This is a genomic window from Streptomyces chilikensis (assembly GCF_001642695.1).
Lineage (GTDB): Bacteria > Actinomycetota > Actinomycetes > Streptomycetales > Streptomycetaceae > Streptomyces > Streptomyces chilikensis.
In genome coordinates this window covers 2355760-2378656 of record NZ_LWCC02000005.1, presented here as the reverse complement: position 1 = coordinate 2378656, position 22897 = coordinate 2355760, and the positions used below count along the sequence as shown (strand labels likewise).

The 22897-nt window shown below is 70.0% G+C and carries 18 protein-coding genes and 1 pseudogene; 9 read left to right on the top strand and 10 right to left on the bottom strand.

Annotated elements, in window-relative coordinates; genetic code table 11:
• The 3 genes and pseudogenes from gnd to dnaA form a co-directional block, all read right to left on the bottom strand.
• Positions 1 to 984 (bottom strand): annotated as a pseudogene (gnd, locus tag A2U95_RS33765) (phosphogluconate dehydrogenase (NAD(+)-dependent, decarboxylating)); the annotation flags it as partial.
• A 193-nt stretch (positions 985 to 1177) separates the two neighbouring features.
• Positions 1178 to 2308, bottom strand: coding sequence for a DNA polymerase III subunit beta (dnaN, locus tag A2U95_RS10715; RefSeq protein ID WP_166025045.1), 1131 nt, complete (start codon positions 2306 to 2308; stop codon positions 1178 to 1180).
• 938 nt (positions 2309 to 3246) lie between these two features.
• A complete protein-coding gene (dnaA, locus tag A2U95_RS10710) occupies positions 3247 to 5325 on the bottom strand; it encodes a chromosomal replication initiator protein DnaA (RefSeq protein ID WP_166021913.1) in 2079 nt (692 codons plus the stop codon).
• A gap of 522 nt (positions 5326 to 5847) precedes the next feature.
• Here dnaA and rpmH point away from each other — a divergent pair.
• The 9 genes from rpmH to A2U95_RS10665 all read left to right on the top strand — a co-directional run bounded on the left by rpmH (position 5848) and on the right by A2U95_RS10665 (position 12779).
• Positions 5848 to 5985: a 50S ribosomal protein L34 gene (gene rpmH / locus A2U95_RS10705; RefSeq protein WP_003975051.1), complete on the top strand. Its 138-nt coding sequence runs from the start codon at positions 5848 to 5850 to the stop codon at positions 5983 to 5985.
• Positions 5986 to 6006: 21 nt separating this feature from the next.
• Positions 6007 to 6378, top strand: a complete 372-nt coding sequence (gene rnpA / locus A2U95_RS10700) for a ribonuclease P protein component (RefSeq protein ID WP_166021912.1) — start codon at positions 6007 to 6009, stop codon at positions 6376 to 6378.
• Complete coding sequence (gene yidD, locus A2U95_RS10695) at positions 6375 to 6749, top strand: membrane protein insertion efficiency factor YidD (RefSeq protein ID WP_166021911.1); 375 nt, start codon at positions 6375 to 6377, stop codon at positions 6747 to 6749. The genes rnpA and yidD overlap by 4 nt, the downstream gene beginning before the upstream one ends.
• A gap of 3 nt (positions 6750 to 6752) precedes the next feature.
• Positions 6753 to 8024, top strand: a complete 1272-nt coding sequence (gene yidC / locus A2U95_RS10690; protein ID WP_166021910.1) for a membrane protein insertase YidC — start codon at positions 6753 to 6755, stop codon at positions 8022 to 8024.
• Positions 8025 to 8039: 15 nt separating this feature from the next.
• A complete protein-coding gene (locus A2U95_RS10685) occupies positions 8040 to 8552 on the top strand; it encodes a Jag family protein (RefSeq protein ID WP_166021909.1) in 513 nt (170 codons plus the stop codon).
• A 120-nt stretch (positions 8553 to 8672) separates the two neighbouring features.
• Positions 8673 to 9392: a 16S rRNA (guanine(527)-N(7))-methyltransferase RsmG gene (gene rsmG, locus A2U95_RS10680; protein ID WP_166021908.1), complete on the top strand. Its 720-nt coding sequence runs from the start codon at positions 8673 to 8675 to the stop codon at positions 9390 to 9392.
• Positions 9393 to 9757: 365 nt separating this feature from the next.
• Complete coding sequence (locus tag A2U95_RS10675; RefSeq protein ID WP_277350934.1) at positions 9758 to 10894, top strand: ParA family protein; 1137 nt, start codon at positions 9758 to 9760, stop codon at positions 10892 to 10894.
• The gene (locus tag A2U95_RS10670) at positions 10891 to 12015 is read left to right on the top strand and encodes a ParB/RepB/Spo0J family partition protein (RefSeq protein ID WP_166021907.1); all 1125 of its coding nucleotides are present in this window, start codon (positions 10891 to 10893) and stop codon (positions 12013 to 12015) included. The genes A2U95_RS10675 and A2U95_RS10670 overlap by 4 nt, the downstream gene beginning before the upstream one ends.
• 146 nt (positions 12016 to 12161) lie before the next feature.
• On the top strand, positions 12162 to 12779 hold the full coding sequence (locus A2U95_RS10665) for a GNAT family N-acetyltransferase (protein WP_166021906.1): 618 nt from the start codon (positions 12162 to 12164) through the stop codon (positions 12777 to 12779).
• A 128-nt stretch (positions 12780 to 12907) separates the two neighbouring features.
• Here A2U95_RS10665 and trxA read toward each other — a convergent pair whose 3' ends face one another.
• The 7 genes from trxA to A2U95_RS10630 form a co-directional block, all read right to left on the bottom strand.
• Positions 12908 to 13240: a thioredoxin gene (trxA, locus tag A2U95_RS10660; RefSeq protein WP_166021905.1), complete on the bottom strand. Its 333-nt coding sequence runs from the start codon at positions 13238 to 13240 to the stop codon at positions 12908 to 12910.
• Between the two features lie 35 nt (positions 13241 to 13275).
• On the bottom strand, positions 13276 to 14247 hold the full coding sequence (gene trxB, locus A2U95_RS10655) for a thioredoxin-disulfide reductase (RefSeq protein ID WP_166021904.1): 972 nt from the start codon (positions 14245 to 14247) through the stop codon (positions 13276 to 13278).
• A 206-nt stretch (positions 14248 to 14453) separates the two neighbouring features.
• Positions 14454 to 15368, bottom strand: coding sequence for an anti-sigma factor (locus tag A2U95_RS10650; protein ID WP_166021903.1), 915 nt, complete (start codon positions 15366 to 15368; stop codon positions 14454 to 14456).
• Positions 15365 to 16132, bottom strand: a complete 768-nt coding sequence (sigM, locus tag A2U95_RS10645; RefSeq protein WP_166021902.1) for an RNA polymerase sigma factor SigM — start codon at positions 16130 to 16132, stop codon at positions 15365 to 15367. Before sigM ends, A2U95_RS10650 begins: the two co-directional genes overlap by 4 nt.
• 82 nt (positions 16133 to 16214) lie before the next feature.
• Positions 16215 to 17903, bottom strand: coding sequence for a protein kinase family protein (locus A2U95_RS10640; RefSeq protein WP_166021901.1), 1689 nt, complete (start codon positions 17901 to 17903; stop codon positions 16215 to 16217).
• A gap of 117 nt (positions 17904 to 18020) precedes the next feature.
• On the bottom strand, positions 18021 to 20306 hold the full coding sequence (gene murJ / locus A2U95_RS10635) for a murein biosynthesis integral membrane protein MurJ (RefSeq protein ID WP_166021900.1): 2286 nt from the start codon (positions 20304 to 20306) through the stop codon (positions 18021 to 18023).
• 47 nt (positions 20307 to 20353) lie between these two features.
• A complete protein-coding gene (locus tag A2U95_RS10630) occupies positions 20354 to 22696 on the bottom strand; it encodes a DUF6049 family protein (RefSeq protein ID WP_166021899.1) in 2343 nt (780 codons plus the stop codon).
• Between the last annotated feature and the right edge of the window lie 201 nt (positions 22697 to 22897).

Below are 22897 nucleotides of genomic sequence, written 5' to 3'. Positions count from 1 at the left end.
GCGTGGCCGCCGAACTGGTTGCGCAGCGCGGCGATCATCTTCATCTGGGGGGAGTCCTCCTGGCGGGAGGCGAACCGGGCGAAGAGGGAGGCGGTGATGGCGGGCAGGGGGACGGCGTTGTCGATGGCGGCCTCGACCGTCCACCGGCCCTCGCCGGAGTCCTGCGCGAAGCCGCGCAGCTTCTCCAGGTGCTCGTCCTCGTCGAGGGCGTTGACGGCCAGGTCGAGGAGCCAGGAGCGGATGACCGTGCCCTCGCGCCAGGAGCGGAAGATCTCCCGGACGTCGGTGACCGAGTCCACGGCCTCCAGGAGCTCCCAGCCCTCGGCGTAGGCCTGCATCATGGCGTACTCGATGCCGTTGTGGACCATCTTGGCGAAGTGGCCGGCGCCGACCTTGCCGGCGTGCACGGCGCCGAAGTCGCCCTCCGGCTTCAGCGCGTCCAGGACCGGCTGCACCTTGGCCACGTCCTCCGCGTCGCCGCCGTACATCAGCGCGTAGCCGTTGGCCAGGCCGTGCACACCGCCGGAGACCCTTGGCCACGTCCTCCGCGTCGCCGCCGTACATCAGCGCGTAGCCGTTGGCCAGGCCGTGCACACCGCCGGAGACGCCGCAGTCCACGAAGCCGATGCCCTTCTCGGCCAGCTCCGCGGCGTGCTTCTCGTCGTCCGTCCAGCGGGAGTTCCCGCCGTCGACCACCACGTCACCGGGCTCGAGGAGCTCACCCAGCTCGTCGACGGTGGACTGGGTCGCGGCACCCGCGGGGACCATCACCCACACCACGCGCGGGGCCTGCAGGCTGTCCACAAGCTCGCGCAGGCTGTGGACGTCCGAGACGTCCGGGTTGCGGTCGTATCCCACTACGGTGTGGCCCGCGCGGCGGATCCGCTCGCGCATGTTGCCGCCCATCTTGCCGAGGCCGACGAGACCGAGCTCCATCAGTTGTTCCCTTTGGTTGCGAGGTGGGGTGTGGGCGCGTTCCGGCACCCACGTCCGAGCGTAGACCCGGCTCCGCACCGCCACCCGGTGGGCGGCCCCTTGACCCAGTGCTTCGACCGGTGCCGGGCAGTGCCGTGCACGGCGCCGCCCGTTCCGGCCGGCGTCCGGGGGCCCGGATCCGGCCGGAAAACGGCTCCGCGGTGCGCGGGGCAGCCCCCATGCACCGCGGAGAGACAGCAGGTCAGCCGCTGAGGCGGACCGGCATGATCAGGTACTTGTAGGCCTCGTCGGCCTCCGCGTCCACGGACGGCTTGCCGCTCAGCAGCGCCGGCTTGGTGGACGTGGTGAAGGACAGCTGGGCGACCGGAGAATCGATGGCGCTCAGGCCGTCCAGCAGGAAGGTCGGGTTGAAGGCGATCGAGATGTCGTCGCCGTCCAGGTTGGCGTCGACCTTTTCCACAGCCTGTGCGTCGTCGCTGGAGCCGGCCTCCAGGATCAGCACGCCCTGCTCGAAGGTGAGCCGCACCGGGGTGTTCCGCTCGGCGACCAGGGCCACGCGCTTGACGGCCTCGACGAACGGGGCCGTCTCGATGGTGGCCACGCTGTTGAACTCGGTCGGGAAGAGCGTGCGGTACTTCGGCAGGTCGCCCTCCAGCAGCCGCGTGGTGGTGCGGCGGCCGGCGCCCTCGAAGCCGATCAGGCCCTCGCCCTTGCCGGAGCCGGAGAGCGCCAGGATGACGTTGTCACCGCTGGTCAGCGCCTTCGCGGTGTCCAGCAGCGTCTTGGCGGGGACCAGGGCGACCGCGGAGGCGTCCGGGTTCTCCGGCTTCCACAGGAACTCGCGGACCGCGAAGCGGTAGCGGTCGGTGGAGGCCAGGGTGACCGTGTCGCCCTCGATCTCGATGCGCACACCGGTCAGCACCGGCAGGGTGTCGTCGCGGCCCGCGGCGATGGCGACCTGGGCGGCCGCCGCGGCGAAGACCTCGCCGGGCACCGTGCCGGTGGCGTTCGGCATCTGCGGGAGCGCCGGGTACTCCTCCACCGGCAGGGTGTGGAGCGTGAACCGGGACGAGCCGCAGACCACCGTCGCCCGCACGCCGTCGGTGGAGATCTCCACCGGGCGGTTGGGGAGGGCGCGGCAGATGTCGGCGAGGAGGCGGCCGGAGACGAGGACCGTGCCCTCCTCCTCGACCTCGGTCTCCACCGAGACGCGGGCCGAGACCTCGTAGTCGAAGCTGGAGAGGCTCAGCTGCCCGTCCTCGGCCTTCAGCAGCAGGCCCGCGAGGACCGGAGCCGGCGGACGGGCGGGCAGGCTCCGCGCAGCCCAGGCCACCGCCTCCGCGAGTACGTCGCGTTCCACCCGGATCTTCACCGTTGCCGCCTCCTGCTGTTGCCGGCGTCCCTCGCCCTGCTGGCCTTCGTCGGTGGTGTAGCCGGCTCCCCGGGAGGGGAGAACCACCGGTGACCAGTCTGACGCATCCCGCTGACAGCTGGTGCCGCTCGGGTCAAGTCGAGCAGGAGCCCGCTCGGGCCGCTCCCGCCGAGTTGTGCACAGGACCCGCTTCGAAACGAATTCCCGGCTCTCTCAAGTTGGGAGTAGTAGTAGGGGCTGTGGATACCGTGGATAACCCTGTTTCCCCAGGTCAGACCTGATTTTTTATCCACTGGTCCTGTGGGTGGAACCGGTGGACAACCGGGGGTCTCTGTGGACGGGGGAAAGTTCTGCACAGCCCATGCACAGGGAGGGGTCACTTCTCCCCAGCTGCGTCCCCAGCTTTTCCCCGGTTTCCCACACCCCTCTCCAGCAGCCTGGTGTGACGCCTTTCACTCGGAGCAGTGATCCGGGGCTCGTCGTTGTCGAACAGTGGACAGCGGTGTGGAAAACATGCCGTTCGCTGGGGACAAGGCTGCTCATCCTGTGGGTTGCTGGTGGACAACCTTCTGAGGCCGCTGCGGGCGGTTTGGCTGTCCACAGCCTGTGGACAGTGTTCGTCCACGAATCCACAGGGCTGTGACCAGTCCTGATGGGCGATCCCCGGCCCTGCCTGTGGACACATTCTGGACAACGTGGGTCTCCCCAGGCTGTGGATCCGAGAAAGTGGCCCCATCTGTGGAGGGAGACCGTAACTCCGGGCCTGATCGAACGACCTGGTCGGGTGTTCTCCCGCGGAAGCGGCCACGCCCGGGGCCGGCGGACCGCCGCAGGCGACGAAAAGCGCCCCGGAGAGGGACTCCGGGGCGCTCAGGGGCGCGGTGGCCGTGGACCGGGAACACCGTGCCGGGCGGTGGGCGCGCGTCAGGACGGCCCGCTCAGCCGTTCTTGATGCGGTTGGTCAGCTCGGTGACCTGGTTGTAGATGGAGCGCCGCTCGGCCATCAGCGCGCGGATCTTCCGGTCGGCGTGCATCACCGTGGTGTGGTCGCGGCCGCCGAACTGGGCGCCGATCTTCGGCAGCGACAGGTCGGTGAGCTCGCGGCACAGGTACATGGCGATCTGCCGTGCCGTCACCAGCGCCCGCCCCCGGGAGGTCCCGCACAGGTCCTCGACGGTCAGGCCGAAGTAGTCGGCGGTGGCGGCCATGATGGCCGTCGCGGTGATCTCGGGAGCCGAGTCCTCGCCGCCGGGGATCAGGTCCTTCAGGACGATCTCGGTCAGGCCCAGGTCCACCGGCTGACGATTGAGGGAGGCGAAGGCCGTCACCCGGATCAGCGCGCCCTCGAGCTCACGGATGTTCCGCGAGATCCGCGAGGCGATGAACTCCAGCACCTCCGGCGGGGCGTTGAGCTGCTCCTGCACCGCCTTCTTGCGGAGGATCGCGATCCGGGTCTCCAGCTCGGGCGGCTGGACGTCGGTGATCAGACCCCACTCGAAGCGGTTCCGCAGGCGGTCCTCGAGCGTCACCAGCTGCTTGGGCGGCCGGTCGCTGGAGAGGACGATCTGCTTGTTGGCGTTGTGCAGGGTGTTGAAGGTGTGGAAGAACTCCTCCTGCGTCGACTCCTTGTCCGCGAGGAACTGGATGTCGTCGACGAGCAGGATGTCCATCTCCCGGTAGCGCTTGCGGAAGCTGTCGCCCTTGCCGTCGCGGATGGAGTTGATGAACTCGTTGGTGAACTCCTCCGAGCTCACGTACCGCACCCGGGTGCCGGGGTAGAGGCTGCGCGCGTAATGCCCGATGGCGTGGAGCAGGTGGGTCTTGCCCAGACCCGACTCCCCGTAGATGAAGAGCGGGTTGTACGCCTTGGCGGGCGCCTCGGCGACCGCCACCGCGGCGGCGTGCGCGAAGCGGTTCGAGGCGCCGATGACGAACGTCTCGAACAGGTACTTGGGATTGAGCCTGGCCGCGGGCTCGCCGACCCCCGGCGTCCCCGACCCGCCGGAGCCCGCCAGCGAGGCGGACGACGGCGAGGAGGCAGGGGAGGGCTTGGGCGGGTAACCGTCGTAGCCGCGGTCGAAGTCGGGCCGCTCGTACCCGCCGTCCACACGCTGGGGACGTTCGTACTCCGCCCGGTTCTGCCGCTCCGGCTGCCGGGAGTCCCGGGCCTCGCGGTTGTCCCGGTCGTAGTCGGTGGGGCGCTCGTAGTCGGACCGGTCGTACTCGGGCCGCTCGTAGTCCGGCCGCTCGTAGTCCTTGCGGTCGGGGCGGTCGTACTCGGAGCGGTCGGCGGTGGCGCGGTCGGCGGCGGTGCGGTCGTACTCGCCCCGGTCGTAGTCGCGGCGCTCGCCGCCCCGCCGGTCGTACTCGGAGCGGGGGAGGTCCTGGCGGTCGTACTCGCCCGCCCGGCCGTACGGGGCGCGGGGCCGGCCGTAGCCCTGACCGCCGTATTCCTGCGTGCCGTAGTCCTGGCCGCCGCCGTACTCCTGGGCGGAGGAAGGGGACGCGTACGGGTCGCGGTCCGGGAAGCCCAGCGGCTGCTGCTGCCAGCCGAAGTCGTGCTGCCCCGCGCGCGGCCAGGCCCCGGGCTCCTGGCGCTGCTCCGGATAGGCCGGGCGGGCGGTGGGCAGCTGCTCCTGCCGGGAGTCCGTCCCGGACTCCCGCAGCGGCGTGGCCGTCGGGACCTCGCGTTCCTCCTGGACGCCGGCCGCGGAAGGCCCTGGAGGGGCCGGCGGCTCGCCCATGGAGGTGTCGACGGTGATCGCGATCCGGATCGGGCGCCCGCACTCGCGGCTCAGCGTGTCGCTGACCACCGGGGCGAGCCGGCCCTCCAGCACGGTCTTGGCGAACTCGTTGGGAACGGCGAGCAGAGCGGTGTCGGCGACCAGAGCCAGCGGCTGGCAGCTGCGCAGCCACCGCTCGTCCTTCGGCTCGACCCCCTGCCCGCGGCCCTCGCCCAGGAGCCCGTCGAGCACCCGGGGCCACACTGCGGCAAGATCGGCGGGTACGTCAGCCACAGTGCACGCTCTCTCACAGGTCCCGCGTCTGCGTGGTGCGCGGGACGATCGGTCGGCCGTCCGGCGGACGGCAGGTAACGAATCAGTCGGGGCCGGGGGGAACCGAACGAATCGGGAGTCCGCCCACGGTAGTCAGGGCAACGGCTGTGCATCAAGTCGTTGTCCCCAGCCTGTGGACAGTGTGCCGTCGTCCCACGTCGGCCCGGAAATCGAGGCACGCGCGAGGCGTTTCCCCGGACCCCCCGGAATCCCGCTCCCACCCCTTGTGAGCAGCGGGGTGGCCCATGGGCACGGGGTAGGCTGCCGAGGTCGCACGACCGTCGGGTTTGACCGGATGGCGCAGCCGCGCGTACCGTGACCAGGTCGAGTTGTCGATGGCTGCTGCCGCCTGCCTCCGATGGGCAAAGATCACGCACCAGTGATCGAGAAGCGGTGCACTCGGGCGTAAGCGAGCTACTCGTGGGCGCACGGTGACAGCCAGACGACACCCGCCACCCACCGATTCATTTCTGGAGCCCCCGAGTGAGCAAGCGCACCTTCCAGCCGAACAACCGTCGTCGCGCGAAGACCCACGGCTTCCGGCTGCGTATGCGGACCCGCGCCGGTCGCGCGATCCTGGCGACCCGCCGCAGCAAGGGTCGCGCCCGTCTGTCCGCCTGATTCCGGTCAGGTCATGACGTCGTGCTGCCCACCGACAACCGGCTGAGGCGGCGCGAGGACTTCGCGACCGCTGTACGACGGGGGCGCCGGTCAGGCCGGCAGTTCCTGGTCGTTCATCTTCGTAGCGGTGCCACGGACCCGCACGCGCAGGGGGAGAGCGCTCCCCCCACGCGTGCGGGTTTCGTCGTGAGCAAAGCCGTGGGCGGAGCAGTGGTGCGCAACAAGGTGAAGCGCAGACTTCGCCACCTGATGCGCGAGCGGGTCGCTCAGCTGCCCCCCGGTAGCCTGGTAGTGGTACGAGCGTTGCCCCCTGCGGGTGACGCGGCCAACGAAGAACTGGCCCGAGACCTGGATGCCGCTCTCCAGCGGCTGCTGGGAGGGGGCGTGCGATGAAGTACCCGCTGCTGGCTCTGATCAAGCTGTACCAGTGGACGATCAGTCCGCTGCTCGGGCCGGTCTGCAAGTACTACCCGTCGTGCTCCCACTACGGCTACCAGGCCATCGACCGGCACGGTGCGGTCAAGGGATCGGCGCTCACCGCGTGGCGCATCCTGCGCTGCAACCCGTGGTCGCTCGGCGGCGTGGACCATGTGCCCCCGCGGAAACGCCCGCGGTGGCACGAGATGCTGCGTGCCTCCTGGCGCGCACGCAAGGGCGGGCCCTCCGCCGATTCCGCCACCGGGGACCGAGGGGAGACGGGCAGCCGGCCCGGACCCTCCTCGAGCCCGGCCGCAGAGACCCCGTCCCATGCCCAAGGAGCATGATTAGTGGACACGATTGCCAGCTTCTTCAGCTTCATCACCACACCCGTCTCCTGGATCATCGTCCAGTTCCACTCCCTGTACGGCGCCGTCTTCGGTGAGTCCAGCGGATGGGCCTGGGGCCTGTCGATCGTGTCCCTGGTGATCCTGATCCGCATCTGCCTGATCCCGCTCTTCGTGAAGCAGATCAAGGCGACCCGGGCCATGCAGACGCTGCAGCCCGAGATGAAGAAGATCCAGGAGCGCTACAAGAACGACAAGCAGCGCCAGTCCGAAGAGATGATGAAGCTGTACAAGGAGTCGGGTACCAACCCGCTCTCCTCGTGCCTTCCCATCCTGGCGCAGTCGCCCTTCTTCTTCGCGCTGTACCACGTCCTGAACACCATCGCCCAGGGCAAGACCATCGGCGCGATGAACTCGGACCTGGTCGCGAGTGCGCAGAAGGCGCACATCTTCGGCGCTCCGCTGGCCAGCAAGTTCACCGACAGCGCCAGCGTCATCGAGCAGCTCGATGCCAGCGTCATGGACGTCCGCGTCGTAACGGTCATCATGATCGTCCTGATGTCGCTGTCGCAGTTCTTCACCCAGCGCCAGCTGATGACGAAGAACGTCGACACCACGGTGAAGACGCCATTCATGCAGCAGCAGAAGATGCTGATGTACGTCTTCCCGATCATCTTCGCCGTCTTCGGCATCAACTTCCCGGTCGGTGTCCTCGTCTACTGGCTGACCACCAACGTGTGGACCATGGGCCAGCAGATGTACGTCATCCACAACAACCCGACCCCGGGTTCCACGGCCCAGGCCGCCTACCTCGAGCGTCTCTCCAAGAAGGTCGAGCGCAAGGGCTCCGTCTCCGGCCGTGGCCGTCGCGCGATCGTCAAGGCCATCGTCGCCAAGGGCCGCGACCGCAACCCGGCCGAGCGGAAGTTCATCAACGGTCTGAACAAGATGGGCCTCGCCGCCCAGCCCGACGGCACCGTGGTGAAGAGCGAGAAGCTCGCCGCCGACCAGTCGCAGGACGGCGACACCACGCACACCGGTGCCGCCAAGCGTCAGCAGCCGAAGCGCCAGACCAAGGCCCAGCGCCAGGCCGCCGTCAAGGCGGAAGCGGAAGCCGCGGCGGAGAACGGCGAGCCCCAGGCCGGCAAGCCCGCCGCCGACAAGTCCCAGGGCGGTGCCACCAGGGCCGGAGGCCCCGGCAACGGCGCCCGCAGCCGGGCCCAGTCGGGCCGCAAGGGTCCGCAGCAGCGCTCCAAGTCCTCGTCCAAGAAGTAAGAAGGAGCCCATCCCGTGACGGAAGGCACCATCCCCTCCGCCGCCGACGGTGCGGACGCCCTGACCCGCCTGGAGCAGGAGGGTGAGATCGCGGCCGATTACCTGGAAGGTCTGCTGGACATCGCCGACCTCGACGGCGACATCGACATGGATGTCGAGGCGGACCGGGCGTCCGTGTCGATCATCAGCGACACGGCCGGCCACGACCTGCAGAAGCTGGTCGGCCGTGACGGTGAGGTGCTCGAGGCCCTTCAGGAGCTCACACGCCTGGCCGTGCACCGGGAGACCGGTGACCGCAGCCGTCTGATGCTGGATGTCGCCGGCTTCCGGGCCCGCAAGCGTGCCGAGCTCTCCGAGATCGGCGCCAAGGCCGCGGCCGAGGCGCGGAACACCGGGGAGCCTGTGCGGCTGCGGCCGATGTCCCCGTTCGAGCGCAAGGTCGTGCACGACGCGGTCAAGGCCGCGGGTCTGCGCAGCGAGTCCGAGGGCGAGGAACCGCAGCGCTTCGTCGTCGTACTGCCTGCCTGACGGCACGCGTACGTTCCACCGGCCCCGTCTGTTGAGCAGACGGGGCCGTACTTTGTCAGCCTGGTAGTTCTGGTGGTCAGCGCCCAGTGCGCTTTTTTGCGGTACGGAAGGACGGTCCCCGTGACGGAGGCAGCAGAGCTTCCCCCTGCGCCCGAGCAGGCGCGCGAAGTGTTCGGCGATCGCTTCGACGATGCGGTGCGGTACGCCGAGCTGCTGGCGGACGCCGGTGTGCAGCGCGGCCTCATCGGCCCGCGTGAGGTGCCCCGGCTCTGGGAGCGGCACCTGCTGAACTGTGCGGTGCTCTCCGAGGTCGTGCCGGAGGGTGTGACCGTGTGTGACGTCGGATCCGGCGCCGGTCTTCCCGGCATCCCGCTGGCCCTGGTCCGTGGCGACCTGAAGATCACGTTGCTGGAGCCGCTGCTGCGGCGCACCACCTTCCTCACCGAGGTGGTGGAGCTGCTCGGACTGGACCATGTGACGGTGGTCCGCGGGCGCGCCGAGGAAGTTCTCGGAAAGCTGCAGCCGGTCCATGTGGTCACCGCACGCGCGGTGGCGCCGCTGGACCGCCTGGCCACCTGGGGCATCCCCCTGCTGCGCCCTTACGGCGAGATGCTGGCCCTCAAGGGCGACACCGCGGAGGAGGAGCTGACCGCGGCCGCTTCGGCGCTGAACAAGCTGGGAGCCGTGGAGACGGACGTCCTCCAGGTCGGTGAGGGCGTGGTGGACCCGCTGTCGACGGTCGTCCAGGTCAAGGTCGGAGAGAGCCCCGGCGGTGTGCGGTTCGCCGCCAAGCGGGCCAAGGCGGCGCGTCCGGCGCGTCCCTCACGCCGCCGCCGCTGACGCTCGTCGCAGCTCTCGATCTCACGATGCCCGTGCCCCGTGTTCCCTGAAGGGTGGATCTCCTCCGCCCCCGGACGCGGGGCACGGGTACTCCACCACGGGCCACCCCCTGCCCCACGTTCCCTTCCCCCGGAGTGTCGAGGACCCCTCGCGCCTCGACCTCGGCATCGTTGTTTCACGTGAAACGTCGCTCACTGCTGCAAGGCGTCATCGGCCGCAGCCACGCCGCCGCCGAACCGCGCGACCCCAAGCCCGCTCCCCTCCGAAAGCCGTCGAGCGGTTCGCTCGCCAAGGGTGACAAGTTGTCCACAGAGGCGGATTTCTCCACAGAACGACCGACCTCACTGGTTCGCACCCCTGAAGGCATGGGACGCTCTGTACAGAGAGAGCCTGAAGTCGAGGAGAGTGAATCCTTGCGGTCCGACGCCAACATCGCGGGACCGATGACCGATCCGGTCCCCGGTCCCCGCACCGAGTCGCAGGGGGACGATGTTTCACGTGAAACACCGCCCCCCATGGACGACAACCCCATGGGTCATGCCAGCCGGCAGGCGGTGGACGCCATCGGGCGTGCCGCCGGGGAAGGTCTGCCCCGCCCGGAGCAGACCCGGATCATCGTGGTCGCCAACCAGAAGGGCGGCGTCGGAAAGACCACTACGACGGTCAACGTCGCCGCGTCGTTGGCCCTGCACGGCAACCGGGTCCTGGTCGTCGACCTCGACCCACAGGGCAACGCCTCGACGGCGCTGGGGATCGACCACCATGCCGAGGTTCCGTCGATCTACGACGTCCTGGTGGACAGCCGTCCACTCTCCGAGGTGGTGCAGCCCGTACCGGACGTGGAAGGCCTCTTCTGTGCGCCTGCCACGATCGACCTGGCGGGTGCCGAGATCGAGCTGGTCTCCCTGGTGGCCCGCGAAAGCCGGCTGCAGCGTGCTCTCCAGGCCTACGAGCAGCCGCTGGACTACGTCCTCATCGACTGTCCGCCGTCCCTGGGGCTGCTGACCGTCAACGCGATGGTCGCGGGCGCCGAGGTGCTCATCCCGATCCAGTGCGAGTACTACGCGCTGGAGGGGCTGGGGCAGCTGCTGAGGAACGTCGAGCTGATCCGGGGCCACCTGAACCCGAACCTCCATGTGTCGACCATCCTGCTGACCATGTACGACGGCCGCACCCGGCTGGCTTCCCAGGTCGCCGAAGAGGTGCGGAGCCACTTCGGCGACGAGGTGCTGCGGACCAGCATTCCGCGGTCCGTGCGCATCTCGGAGGCCCCGAGTTACGGACAGACGGTACTGACCTACGATCCAGGTTCGAGTGGTGCCCTCTCGTACCTGGAGGCGGCTCGGGAGATCGCTCTCCGAGGCGTGGGCATCGGCTACGACGGCTCGCAGGCCCACACGGGCGCTGTGATGGGTCAGCTGCCTGGCGGGCAACCGCCGGGCGGTCACGTCGCGGACGGTCAGATGATGAGCGGACAGAGCATGGTGGAGGGGATCCAGTGAGTGAACGACGCAGAGGGCTGGGCCGCGGGCTTGGCGCACTGATCCCCGCGGCGCCGACGGGAGACAGGCCGGTCGGCGGTCCGGCGACTGGGGGGCCGGCTCCTGCGGGCACGGCCACGCAGACGGTCCCGGGCGTTCCCCATGCCGCGGGCGAACGTGGCGTGCCGGCGGCCAAGCTGGCGTCCCTTCCGGCGGCGACCCGTGACGTGGAGGACACCGTCCCGGCCGGGGGCAGTGATCTTCCGGCATCTCCGATGGGCGCGCACTTCGCCGAACTGCCCCTGGACTCCATCACCCCCAACCCGCGTCAACCGCGGGAGGTGTTCGACGAGGACGCGCTGGCGGAGCTGGTCACCTCCATCAAGGAGGTCGGCCTGCTGCAGCCGGTGGTGGTCCGGCAGACCGGTGCGGGGCGTTACGAGCTCATCATGGGCGAGCGTCGTTGGCGTGCCAGCCGTGAGGCGGGCCTGGAGGCGATCCCCGCGATCGTCCGCGCCACCGATGACGAGAAGCTCCTCCTGGACGCCCTGCTGGAGAACCTTCACCGGGCTCAGCTGAACCCGCTGGAGGAGGCCGCCGCCTACGACCAGCTGCTGCAGGATTTCAAGTGCACGCATGACCAGCTGGCGGACCGGATCGGCCGTTCCCGGCCGCAGGTCTCCAACACCCTGCGCCTGCTCAAGCTGTCCCCCGCCGTCCAGCGGCGCGTGGCAGCCGGAGTGCTCTCGGCCGGGCACGCGCGTGCCCTGCTGTCGATCGAGGACGCCGAAGAGCAGGACCGCCTGGCGAAGCGGATCGTGGCCGAAGGGCTTTCGGTCCGTGCGGTCGAGGAGATCGTCACCCTGATGGGGACCGGTCCGGAGAAGCCCGCCCGGGCCAAGGGACCGCGCGCCGGGGCCAAGGTCTCCCCTGCGCTCTCCGAGCTGGCCACCCGCCTCTCCGACCGCTTCGAGACACGGGTCAAGGTCGATCTGGGCAAGACGAAGGGCAAGATCACGGTCGAGTTCGCCTCGGTGGAGGACCTCGAGCGGATTCTGACGACCCTGGCGCCCGGTGAGGCTCCGGTGCTGAAGGACCTGACGGCGGCCGACGCGGAAGAGGGCCCCCAGGCCGCCCAGTAGACCGCGCAGGAAAAGCAGGCAGCAGTCATCCGCAGGCGCGGGTCGTGTCAGGCCAGTTCCGGACACGACCCGCGCTTCGCTTTGTGACGAGGGCGTCGGGGCCTCATGGTGGAAGGTGCGACGACAGGAAGCGAGGAAGGGCGTTCATGGGGCGTCGGCTTGTTCCGCTCACTCTGGACAATCTCCAGGACCTTCCCCAGCGATGCCGGGGGTGCGTCTTCTGGGAGCTCGATCCCTTCAGCGGGGAGACGGCCCTCAAGGAAGGCACGGCCGAGGTCGAGAAGGAGTCCTGGATCTCCGCCGTGCTGCTCGACTGGGGATCGTGCGGCCGCCTGGTCTACGTCGACGACGTCCCCGCCGGATTCGTGCTCTACGCGCCGCCGGCCTATGTGCCCCGTGCGACGGCGTTCCCCACCAGTCCCGTCTCCCCGGACGCGGTCCAACTGATCACCGGGTTCATCCTCCCCGAGTACCAGGGGCAGGGGTTGGGCCGGGTACTGGTGCAGACGGTCGCCAAGGACCTGCTGCGGCGAGGGTTCAAGGCGGTCGAGGCCTTCGGCGACGCTCGCTGGGAGGAGCCCGCCTGCCTGCTCCCGGCGGACCACCTCCTGGCGGTGGGCTTCAAGACGGTTCGCTCCCATCCGGCCTATCCCCGGCTTCGGCTGGAACTGCGGTCGACGCTCTCCTGGAAGGAGGACGTCGAGATGGCCCTGGACCGTCTCCTGGGCGCCGTGCAGAAGGAACCGGCACTCCGTCCCCTCTGAGGTTCGGGAAGCCGGGAGAACGCCGAGAGGGCCGACCCCGTGGGGTCGGCCCTCTCTTGTCGCCGTCTGCCGGTGTTTCACGTGAAACACCGTTTCACGTGAAACACCGGCTCCTCAGGCGGGGCAGATCACTCGGAGATGAAGTCTTCGAGGTCCCGCACGATCATCGCCTTCGGCTTGGCGCCCACGATGGTCTTGGCGACCTCGCCGCCCTGGTAGACGTTCAGGGTCGGGATCGACATCACGCCGTACTTGGCGGCAGTCGCCGGGTTCTCGTCGATGTTGAGCTTCACAACCTCGATCTTGTCGGCGTGCTCGGCGGCGATCGCCTCCAGCGAGGGAGCGATCTGACGGCACGGACCGCACCAAGCGGCCCAGAAGTCCACGAGGACGGGCTTGTCGCTCTTGAGGACCTCTTCCTCAAAGGTCTCGTCGGTGACGTTCTTCAGGCTGCCGGCCACAGAGGGCTCCTAACTACGGATCGGGGGGAGTGGAATCAGGCGGAGGTCTTCTCCGGCTCCGCCTGCTGCTCGGAGTCGGAAAGAGAGGCCAGGTAGCGCTCGGCGTCCAGGGCGGCGGAGCAGCCGGTGCCGGCGGCGGTGATCGCCTGGCGGTAGGTGTGGTCCACCACGTCACCGGCGGCGAAGACACCGGTGACGTTGGTGCGGGTGGAGGGGGCTTCCACCTTGAGGTAGCCCTCACCGTCGAGCTCCAACTGGCCCTTGAAGAGCTCGGTGCGCGGGTCGTGGCCGATCGCGATGAACAGGCCGCTGACCGCCAGGTCCGAGAGCTCTCCGGTCTTCACGTTGCGCAGCTTCAGACCCGAAAGCTTGCTCTCACCCTGGACTTCGGCGACCTCGCTGTCCCAGATGAAGCGGATCTTCGGGTCGGCGAAGGCGCGCTCCTGCATGGCCTTGGAGGCGCGCAGAGTGTCCCGGCGGTGGACGATGGTGACCGACTTGGCGAACCGCGAGAGGAAGGTGGCCTCCTCCATCGCGGTGTCGCCGCCGCCGATCACGGCGATGTCGTGCTCCCGGAAGAAGAAGCCGTCGCAGGTGGCGCACCAGGAGACGCCGCGGCCGGACAGCGCGTCCTCGTTGGGCAGCCCCAGCTTGCGGTGCTGGGAGCCGGTGGCGACGATGACGGCCTTGGCGCGGTGCACGGTGCCGGCGGTGTCCGTGACGGTCTTGATCTCACCGGTGAGATCGACCGAGACGATGTCGTCCGGGATCAGCTCGGCACCGAAGCGCTCGGCCTGGGCCCGCATGTTGTCCATGAGCTCAGGGCCCATGATGCCGGTCTGGAAGCCGGGGAAGTTCTCCACCTCGGTGGTGTTCATCAGCGCGCCACCGGCGGTGACGGCGCCCTCGAACACCAGCGGCTTCAGCGACGCGCGCGCGGTGTAGAGCGCCGCCGTGTAGCCGGCGGGCCCTGAGCCGATGATGATCACGTTACGGACGTCGCTCACGGCGGGATTCCTCGTCTCTGGAATGCGTCTACTGGCGGGCAGGTCTGATGCGGTGAGCCTGGTTCGGCGCTCTCACATCACCCCAACGGATCCTAGAGGCCGGGCATTCCCCACTGTGCGCGGGCACGCGAGTGTCTCCGTGCCCGGGCGAATCGACGGACGGGCCTCCCCTACCGCATACCCCTCCCGGCGGCGATCCCGTCGTGTCAGTTCGAGGGGCGGGCGTACGAGCGCTGTACGAGTACCTCTCCCCTGTCCTTGTCGTCCGGGGAGGAGTCGGTGATGCAGGAGGCGTCCACCACATAGGCGGTGACTCGGGAGTCGGTCTTCGGATCGGGAAGCACCACCAGGTAGGCGGTCTTCCCCTCGAAGGTTCCCTTCCGGGCGGCGAGAGCTTCCTCACCGCTGTTGATGCCCTCCCGGACACAGGACGGGACGTCGACGGCAGGCCGGACCAGTGTCCTGGGCTGCGGAGAGGACGCCTGTCCCGCCTCACCGGACTCGGCGAGCAGCCCGCTCACCTGCTGCTCGAGAGGGCGTCCGGAAAAGGTCGCGGCCGCGGGGGAGACCGGGTCCTCCTGGAACGGCTGCGCCACCAGCACACCGACCGCGGCAGCCGCGGCGGCGAGGACCGCGCCGAGCTTCAGCGAGCGACGGCGTCGGGAGAGCGGCCTGCCGGTACTCCGGCCGGGACCCGAACCGGTGGGAACTGTGGAAGGGCGTGGTCCGGCGGACCCGCCGGACCGGTTGGCGGGGCGTTCTGTTTCACGTGAAACATGCGACGCATGCGGTGCTTGGACGGTGCTTCCCGCGCTCTTGCCGACGGGGGCCTCCGAGCCCGCGGTATCCGTTCCCTCCTCGGCGGCTGCGCTCAGCAAAGCCTCGGCGGCAAGTGCGGCGTCGATCCGGCCGGCGACATCGGCGGGCATCCGCGCCGGCCCCGGCAGGGTGCCCAGCGCGCCACGGATCTCCTCCAGCGTCGCCTGGACGTCGGCGCAGAGGGCGCACGCGTCGAGGTGTCCGCTCACCGATGACGTGCGGTCGGGTGCGAGCACGCCCTCCACCAGGTCGGAGATCTCCGTGACGTCCGGGTGTCCGGCCGTGTCCTTCGTGGGGGTCACGCTCGTTCACCTCCGCCCTTCGCGGTCGCAGGATCAATGGGTCCAGGGGTGGTCCTGTTCGGTGCCCCAGGTGGGACGGATGCGCGGGGCGGACGGTTCCGCCCTTCGCCAGGAGGATTCCGCCCTTCGTCAGGATGCTTCCGCCCTTCGTCAGGCGGGCCCGGAGGATGGGTTTCCCGCTCCTCGGCCGGCGGCCTCAGATGGGTCAGGAGGGGAAGAAGCCTGGCCCTGCCCCGCGCACAGCGGCTCTTCACCGTGCCGACCGGAACGTCGAGGACCCCGGCTGCCTCCGCGACCGGAAAACCCTGCATGTCCACCAGGACGAGGGCGGCGCGCTGGTCCGGCGGCAGGGTGGCGAGGGCGTTGATGAGTTCTCGGTGGAGGTCGTTGCGTTCAGCCGGGGCGGAGGCCGCCTCGTGCGGTTCCAGCAGTTGGTCCAGGCGCTCCGCGTCGTCCACGGGAGAGGTCCTACGGGTGGCGGCCTTGCGGGCGCGGTCCAGGCAGGCGTTCACCGTGATGCGGTGGAGCCAGGTCGTCACGGCCGCGTGGCCGCGGAAGGTGTGAGCACGGCGATAGGCGGATACCAGGGCGTCCTGGACGGCGTCCGCCGCCTCCTCCCGGTCGCCGAGGGTACGGAGGGCCACCGCCCAGAGACGGTCGCGGTGGCGGCGGACCAGTTCGCCGAACGCCTCGGGGTCGCCCCGCAGGTGGAGGGCGATCAGTTCCTGGTCGTTCGTTCCCTCGTACCTGGCGGCGTCTGCCATCCGGCCCTCCCCCTGGAGTCCACTTCCCCGAGTGGGCCGCGGCCCGTGCGGTGCGTGAGGGCGGCGACCCGTGGTCGGTGCGTCAGCTGGTCACCTTGACGTCCACCACCCGGCCACGGAAGGTGCCGGAGCTCTCCGGCGGAATCTTGGTCAGCCAGACGAGGAGGTAGCGGGACTCCAGTTCCTTGTCCGGGGTGAGGGTCACCGACGTACCGGAGCCGGAGGCCACCTTGGTGTAGTCCTCGAAGGAGGCGGGCTGCGAACCGGCGCTGCCCGAGGCGGCACGGAGCTCGGCCGAGGTCTCCCCCTTGAAGGTGACGGTGACCTTGCCGACCTGCTGGACCTTCCCCAGGTCGAGGATGACGCCGACACCCGACTTCAGATTTCCGAACTCCGCGTATCCGTAGTAGCGGTCCGTCTGCCAGTAGGTGTCGGACTTGCCGTCGAAGACATTGCTTATGTCCGACGGCTTCTCCTTGCTGTCACCGAAGGGATCGAAGTCGGTGGCGCCCTCGACGGCTATCGGCTCGGCCTGCTTGGGCTTGTCGTCCTTCGGCTGTGTCTGCGGCACCACGTCGATCGGGTCGCCGCCCTTGTTCATGAAGACGTCCGCGAGCTGCCAGCTACCGAGACCGAGGGCGGCGATCAGGAGGGCGGAGACGGCCCACTTGAGCGCTTTGCCGGTGCGGGTCTCCAGCGGGGCGGGAGGAGCCGGAACGGGCGGCGGCACGGGGCCCGCCGCCGTGTACGAGGGCCGCGCGTACGAGGGCCGCGGGTACTCCGAGGGCGGGGTGAAGGAGGGCTCGGGGCGCCGGACGCGAGGCATCTCGGTGACGGCCTTGGCGAGTTCCTCCGGCGTGGTGCAGGCGGCCTCGTGCCGGGAGGCGGTCGCGCCGTCGTTGGCGAGGGCCCGCATGGCGAGTTCGGAGAGGCCCAGGTGCACGCCGGCCCGGACCTGGTCCGGGGGGATCAGGCCGAGGTCCTTGGGCAGGCCGGAGAGACCGTGGGCATCGGTCTCGTAGGGCCACCGCTGGGTCAGCCCGGCGTAGAGGAGGGCGCCGATGGCCTCGGTGTCGGCGCGCTGGGGGGTGTCGGAGCGGACACCGCGCAGCGCGGCGCTCACGGCGAGACCGCGGATGCGCCACTGGCCCGTGAAGGTGCGCAGGACGGTGCCCGGCGTGAGGCAGAGGTGCGCCAGGCCCTCGCGGTGCGCGGCCGCCATGGCCTGGGAGACCTGGAGGACCATCTGGTAGGCGTCGTGCGCCTCCAGCGGCCCTGACGCCAGCAGGGCGGTGAGCTCGGTGGCGTCGGGGAGCCATTCGTGGACGACGTAGACCAGGTCGTCGTCCTCGACGGCGTCGAGGACCTGGACGAACCGGGGGTCACCGAGGAGAGCCGCGGAGCGGGCCGCCGACAGGACCGATCGGGCACGCGGGTGGTCGGCCGGCAGGATGTGCACACCGACGGCGCGGCGGAGCATCTCGTCCACCGCGCGCCAGCTGCTGAACCCATCCAGACGGGTGACGCATTCCTCCAGGCGGTACCGCCTGGCCAGCTTGTGGCCGCTGTGCAGGTCGAGCGCCTGGGCGGGAACGGAGTCCGCCACCACGAGGTCGCCCTGTGCCTGGTCGACCTGTGCCTGGTCGTGCTCCGTGCCCGGTCGCCGCTCCTGGGCCACCCCGTCGGCCGTGGACTGGTCCGCCTCGGCGGTCAACGGCTCGTCGCCGCTGTTGCCTGCCACGTCGACGGCAGCTGTGCTTCGTTCGGCCACCGTCGTCCCTGCCTCCCCATCCATCGCGTGCTCACCACGCCGAAACCCATTGTGCCCACAGTCCGTCACTCCGCACGACAAGCGGTGGCGGCCGATGGTTGTGCGCCTACCCCGGACTCACCGCCCGAGGCGTCCCCGGACCATGCCGACCAGAGAATTGAGCTCCTCCACCCTCATCCGCCGCGCGGCGAGGAAGAAGACCCCGAGGAGAACGGTGCCACCCAGGACGAGCGCGCTCAGCGACCCGAGGATCCCCCATCCGAGGGTGCGGCCGATGCCGTAGCAGACGGCCCCGCTGAGCGCGGCGGCCGGAACCGACGCGATGCAGAGCCTGGCGTACGTACGCAGGACGCGGGACCCGTCGAGGTCGCCGCCGAGCTTCTTGCGCAGGCGGCGCCACGCGACGCCCACGCCGATGCCGTAGGCGAGGCCGTAGGAGGCCGCCATGCCCACCACGGCCCACCGGGCCGGGAGCAGCAGGAAGCAGAGGAACGACGCACCGGCGTTGCCCGCCGCGACGATCACCGTGTTGTAGAACGGCGTCCGGGTGTCCTCGTAGGCGTAGAAGGCACGGAGCACGACGTACTGGACCGAGTAGGGGATCAGCCCGAGGCCGAAGGCCATCAGCATGTAGCCCATGTTGGTCGCCGCGGAGGTCCCGGAGCCGCCGAACATCAGGGTGCACATCGGGACGCCGAGGGCCAGGAAGCCGAAGGCGATCGGCACGATCGCCACCGCGGTGGTCCGCAGGCCCTGCGAGATGTCGTCCCGGACCGCGCCGGCGTCGTCCTCGGCGGCCGACCGGGCCAGGCGCGGCAGCAGCGCGGCCATCAGCGACACGGTGATGATGGCCTGCGGCAGGCCCCAGATCAGCTGGGCGTTGGCGTAGGCGCTGAAACCGGTGCCGGGGATGGCCTTGCCGTCCAGGAGGGCGGCGGTTGCCAGCTGGGAGACCACCACGGCGCCCAGCTGGTTGGCGAGGACGAACAGGATGGTCCACTTGGCCAGCTTGGCGGCCTTGCCCAGGCCGTGGCCCCGCCAGTCGAAGCGGAGCCGCAGCTTGAACCCGCTCTCCCGCAGGTAGGGAATCATCGCCAGGGCCTGGACGACCAGTCCGAGCAGCACACCGATGCCGAGGAGGCGGACACCTTCCGGCGGGATGGACTGCACCTGCATCTTGGAGTCGGAGGCGGTGCCGTAGACCCAGAGGAACATCCCCAGGGTCACGATGATGACGATGTTGTTGAGGACCGGGGTCCACATCATGGCGCCGAACCGGTTCCTCGCGTTGAGGATCTGGCCCATCACCACGTGGATGCCCATGAAGAAGATCGTGGGCAGGAAGTACAGGGTGAAGGTGATCGCGACGTCGTTGGCGGCGGGCTCGTCCGCGATGGAGCTGGAAAGGGCACGGACCAGCAGGGGAGCGCCGAGCATGGCGAGCGAGGTGAGGGCGGCGAGCGCCACCATCACCAGGGTGAGCAGACGGTTGGCGTAGGCCTCGCCGCCGTCCTCGTCATCCTTCATGGCGCGGACGAGCTGCGGTACGAACACCGAGTTCAGACCGCCGCCCACGGTGAGGATGTAGATCATCGTCGGCAGCTGGTAGGCGACCTGGAACGCGTCACCGAGGGTGGCCGTGCCCAGCGCGGCGACGATCAGCATCGAGCGGACGAAGCCGGTGAGTCGCGACACCAAGGTGCCGGCGGCCATCACGGCGCTCGACTTCAGGATGTTGGACGCGCGGCCGCCCTTCTTGGCCGTCGGCGCGGGAGCGGGCTCCCGGCCCGCCGCCGGGCCGCCGGGCGGCTGCGAGAGGACCTGGGGCGGCTCCGCGGGGCCGGCAGGCACGCCGGGGACAGCCGGCGCCTGTGCCGGGCCGGGGACGCCCACCGGGGGCACCCCGGGGCCGGCGGCCGGGTCGGCCGGGGGCCGGGGGCCGTTCTGCTGCTGGTCGCGGTAGAGGTGGGCGAAGGCGTCCGTGTTCCGGTCCGCCGAGGCCGCGCCCGTGACCAGTTCGTCGACGCCGACGTACTGGGCGGTGGGATCGCCCGCCGACGGGAACGGACCGTCCGGGGCCTGCCCGGGCGGTGGAGCCCACACCCGCGGGTCCGGAGCCCGCGGCGGCTCCTGTGGTTCGGGACGGCCGTATGCGTCCTGGGGACCCGGCGCCGACGACCGGTGCACGGCGCGGTCGTGGAACGCCTCACCGGCCGGACCCTGCGGGGAGAGGCCCTGGCCTCGGTAGGGGTCCTGGTCGTAGGGGTCCTGGTCGTAGGAGTCCTGGAGATACGTGTCCGCGGGCGGCCACGGGGGCAGCTGCCCGTGTTCGGTCGGCGGCACGCCGGGGTGGCCCGAGCCGCCCGCGGACCGGCCGCGGTCACCGTCGTACGGCGCGTTCATGGTTACCCCACCTCATGGTTTCCCGGGCCGACCGGCCACGACATCGCTCAACGGTCCACCTTCTCACCCGCGGCGGACGGGTCGGTGCTTTCGGCCGAGGTGTCCGGGCGCAGGTCACTCGCCTGCCCGGAGGCGTCCGGGCCGTCCTCGGCGCCGTCCTCGGCGACCGCCGCGGCCTCCGCGTCGTCGCGTGCGGCGGCGCGCTTGCGCTGGGTGTACATCCGGAAACCGGCCAGCACCAGGACCAGTACGCCGCCGCCGATGACCAGCATCACCGTGGCGGTCACCTCGGTGGCCCGGACGTCGAACGCCACCGAGCGGCCGTAGGCGCGCCCGTCCTCCGTGTAGAGCTGGGCGACCACCGTGACCGGGCCGTTGGCGTTGGCGGAGGTGGTGAACTTCACCGAGTGGCTGCGCTCACCGGACACGGAGATCGGCTGCTCGTGGTATTTCTTCCCGTCGATCTCCAGACGGGAGGGGTTGGTGGAGGTCAGCCGGAGGACCAGGCCCTCGACGCCCTGCACCAGGTTGTTCCGCACCGTCACCGGGACGGTGGCGCTGTGGCCGGAGAGCTTGGTCTCCGACTTGTCGATCAGCGACACCTGGTCGGCGAGGTCGTCCAGGTAGGCCTTCACATCGGCGCGGTAGTCGCCCGCCGCCCCGGCGTGATCTCGCCAGGAGACCGACATGGCGCGGTTCATGGCCCGCCCGAAGGGCGTCACCACCCGGTTCTCCTGGGTGAGGATCACCCTGAAGCGGTCGAGCTTGGCCTGTGTCTCGGCGATCTGCTCGAAGGCGTCGCGGCGGAGTTCCTTCTTCCGCAGGGCCGAGGGGTAGGCGGACTGCGGCGGCACAGTGGTGGAGGCGCGGGGATCCGGCTCGTCCTCCACGGCCTCCGACAGTGCCTGCGGGGTGGACCAGGACCCTTCCCGAAGTGCGGTCAGGGCTTCCGCCATCGCCTGCGCCTGGCTCGCGGACGGCATCCGCTGCGGGGCGACGACGATGCTGCGGTCCTTGTTGGTCTGCTGGGTGATCGCGAAGCTCTGGGCGAGGAACTTCTGCACGGCCAGGGTGGAGTTCTCCGCCCGGGCCAGGTCGCCCTCGAAGGCGGTCGACAGCCATGCGTCGGCCACCACCGCGGTGGTGCCGCCACCGATGGGACGTGCGGCCGACGGGGTGTACGAGAGGTCGTCCTCGAGACTGTCGCTGCGGGTGATCACCTTGTCGGCGCCGGCCGAGGTGGCCACGTTCTTGATCGCGGGGTCCAGGGCGCCTTCGACGGGCCAGGCGTACTCCGTGCTGGGCTGCACGTGGAGGATGCTCCACACGGTTTCGGCGGCCACGCCGGTGGCTTCCTTCAGGTGGTTCAGGGTGCCGCTGACGTTCCGCCCGTTGTGGGCCACGGAAGCCAGGTCCGGGTCGCCGTAGGGGAGCGCGACGACCTCCTGGTCCTCGACCGCCGCGGAGAGCTTGGCCAGCCAGCGGTTGGCCTGGGTCTCGTGTTCCTGCGTGCCGGAGACGGTCCGGCCGTCCTCCGTCTTCACCCGGTAGGAGCCGTCCGCCATGGCGTCCACGGCGGCCAGCACGTCCGGGTCGATCACCCAGGTGATGTCGAGCTGGTCGCCGAGCGAGACCATGCGGTCCAGGCGGCCTCCGGGCGCGATCTCGCGGGTCAGCGAGTCGTTCAGGAACACCGGGGTCTGCTGCTCGTCGGTCTCCGCGGTCATATGCACGTTGGAGATCAGCGGCCAGAGGAAGGTCGTACGCGTGTTGCTCCCGGGCTTCCCCGGCTGCCAGGGCAGCACGGTCCGCTGGATGCCGAGCACCTGCTCCGCCCAGGGCTGGTCGGCGGTGCGGCCCGAGACCGAGGCGGCGAACTGGTACACCCCCGCTCCGCCCAGTCCGAGCTCGTCGGCCGGGACGGTGATGGAGAAGGGCTGCGACACCTTCGGCTCGAGCCTGTCGAACTCGGCGGTGTGATCGCCGCCGAGCGCCTGGCCGTCCACGCCGATCTGGAACGTGGTGCGCCGGGAGACCCCCTCGATCGAGGAACGGGTCTCCAACGCCTCGCCCGGCCGGAGATCGACCCGGGCGTCGGTGACGGCCTGCTTGCCGGTGTTGGTGACGGTGCCCGAGACGGTCAGTGTGTCGTCCTTGGTGACGACGCCCGGCGTCACCTTGTCCAGGGAGACGGAAAGGGGCCCGGAGGCGTCCTGGGAGGCCTCGGCGGCCGCCGGCGTGACCGCGGGGGCCGCCTCGGCCCGCCCGGCGGAGGGCAACTGGAGGAAGCCGGCCAGCAGAGGCGCTCCGGCAAGCACTGCACCGGTGCGCCGCAACCACCGGCGGCCAGGTGAGGAACTCATCCCCTGGAAGTCTGCCGCCTGGGCCACGCGCTCGTCCGTCCCTCGTCGTCGGTGGTGGTCATCGGTACCGGATCTTCGGCCGCCGGTCGTACGGCGACCGGCGGCGGGATCGTTCCGCTCGTCGGCTCCTGTCCGAGTGTGCGTCCAGGCATGGTAACGAGGTGGGAGGAGCGGAAGTGCCACGGACCGCTGTGCAGGACGGGGTGCGGGCTGTGCCGTCGGTCATAC

What these genes read in the sequence shown, in the direction of transcription:
- yidD (WP_166021911.1), top strand. Translation starts at nt 6,375, where the DNA reads ATGAAGTACCCGCTGCTGGCTCTGATCAAGCTGTACCAGTGGACGATC.
- A2U95_RS10675 (WP_277350934.1), top strand. Translation starts at nt 9,758, where the DNA reads ATGGGACGCTCTGTACAGAGAGAGCCTGAAGTCGAGGAGAGTGAATCC.
- A2U95_RS10665 (WP_166021906.1), top strand. Translation starts at nt 12,162, where the DNA reads ATGGGGCGTCGGCTTGTTCCGCTCACTCTGGACAATCTCCAGGACCTT.
- sigM (WP_166021902.1), bottom strand. Translation starts at nt 16,132, where the DNA reads ATGGCAGACGCCGCCAGGTACGAGGGAACGAACGACCAGGAACTGATC.
- murJ (WP_166021900.1), bottom strand. Translation starts at nt 20,306, where the DNA reads ATGAACGCGCCGTACGACGGTGACCGCGGCCGGTCCGCGGGCGGCTCG.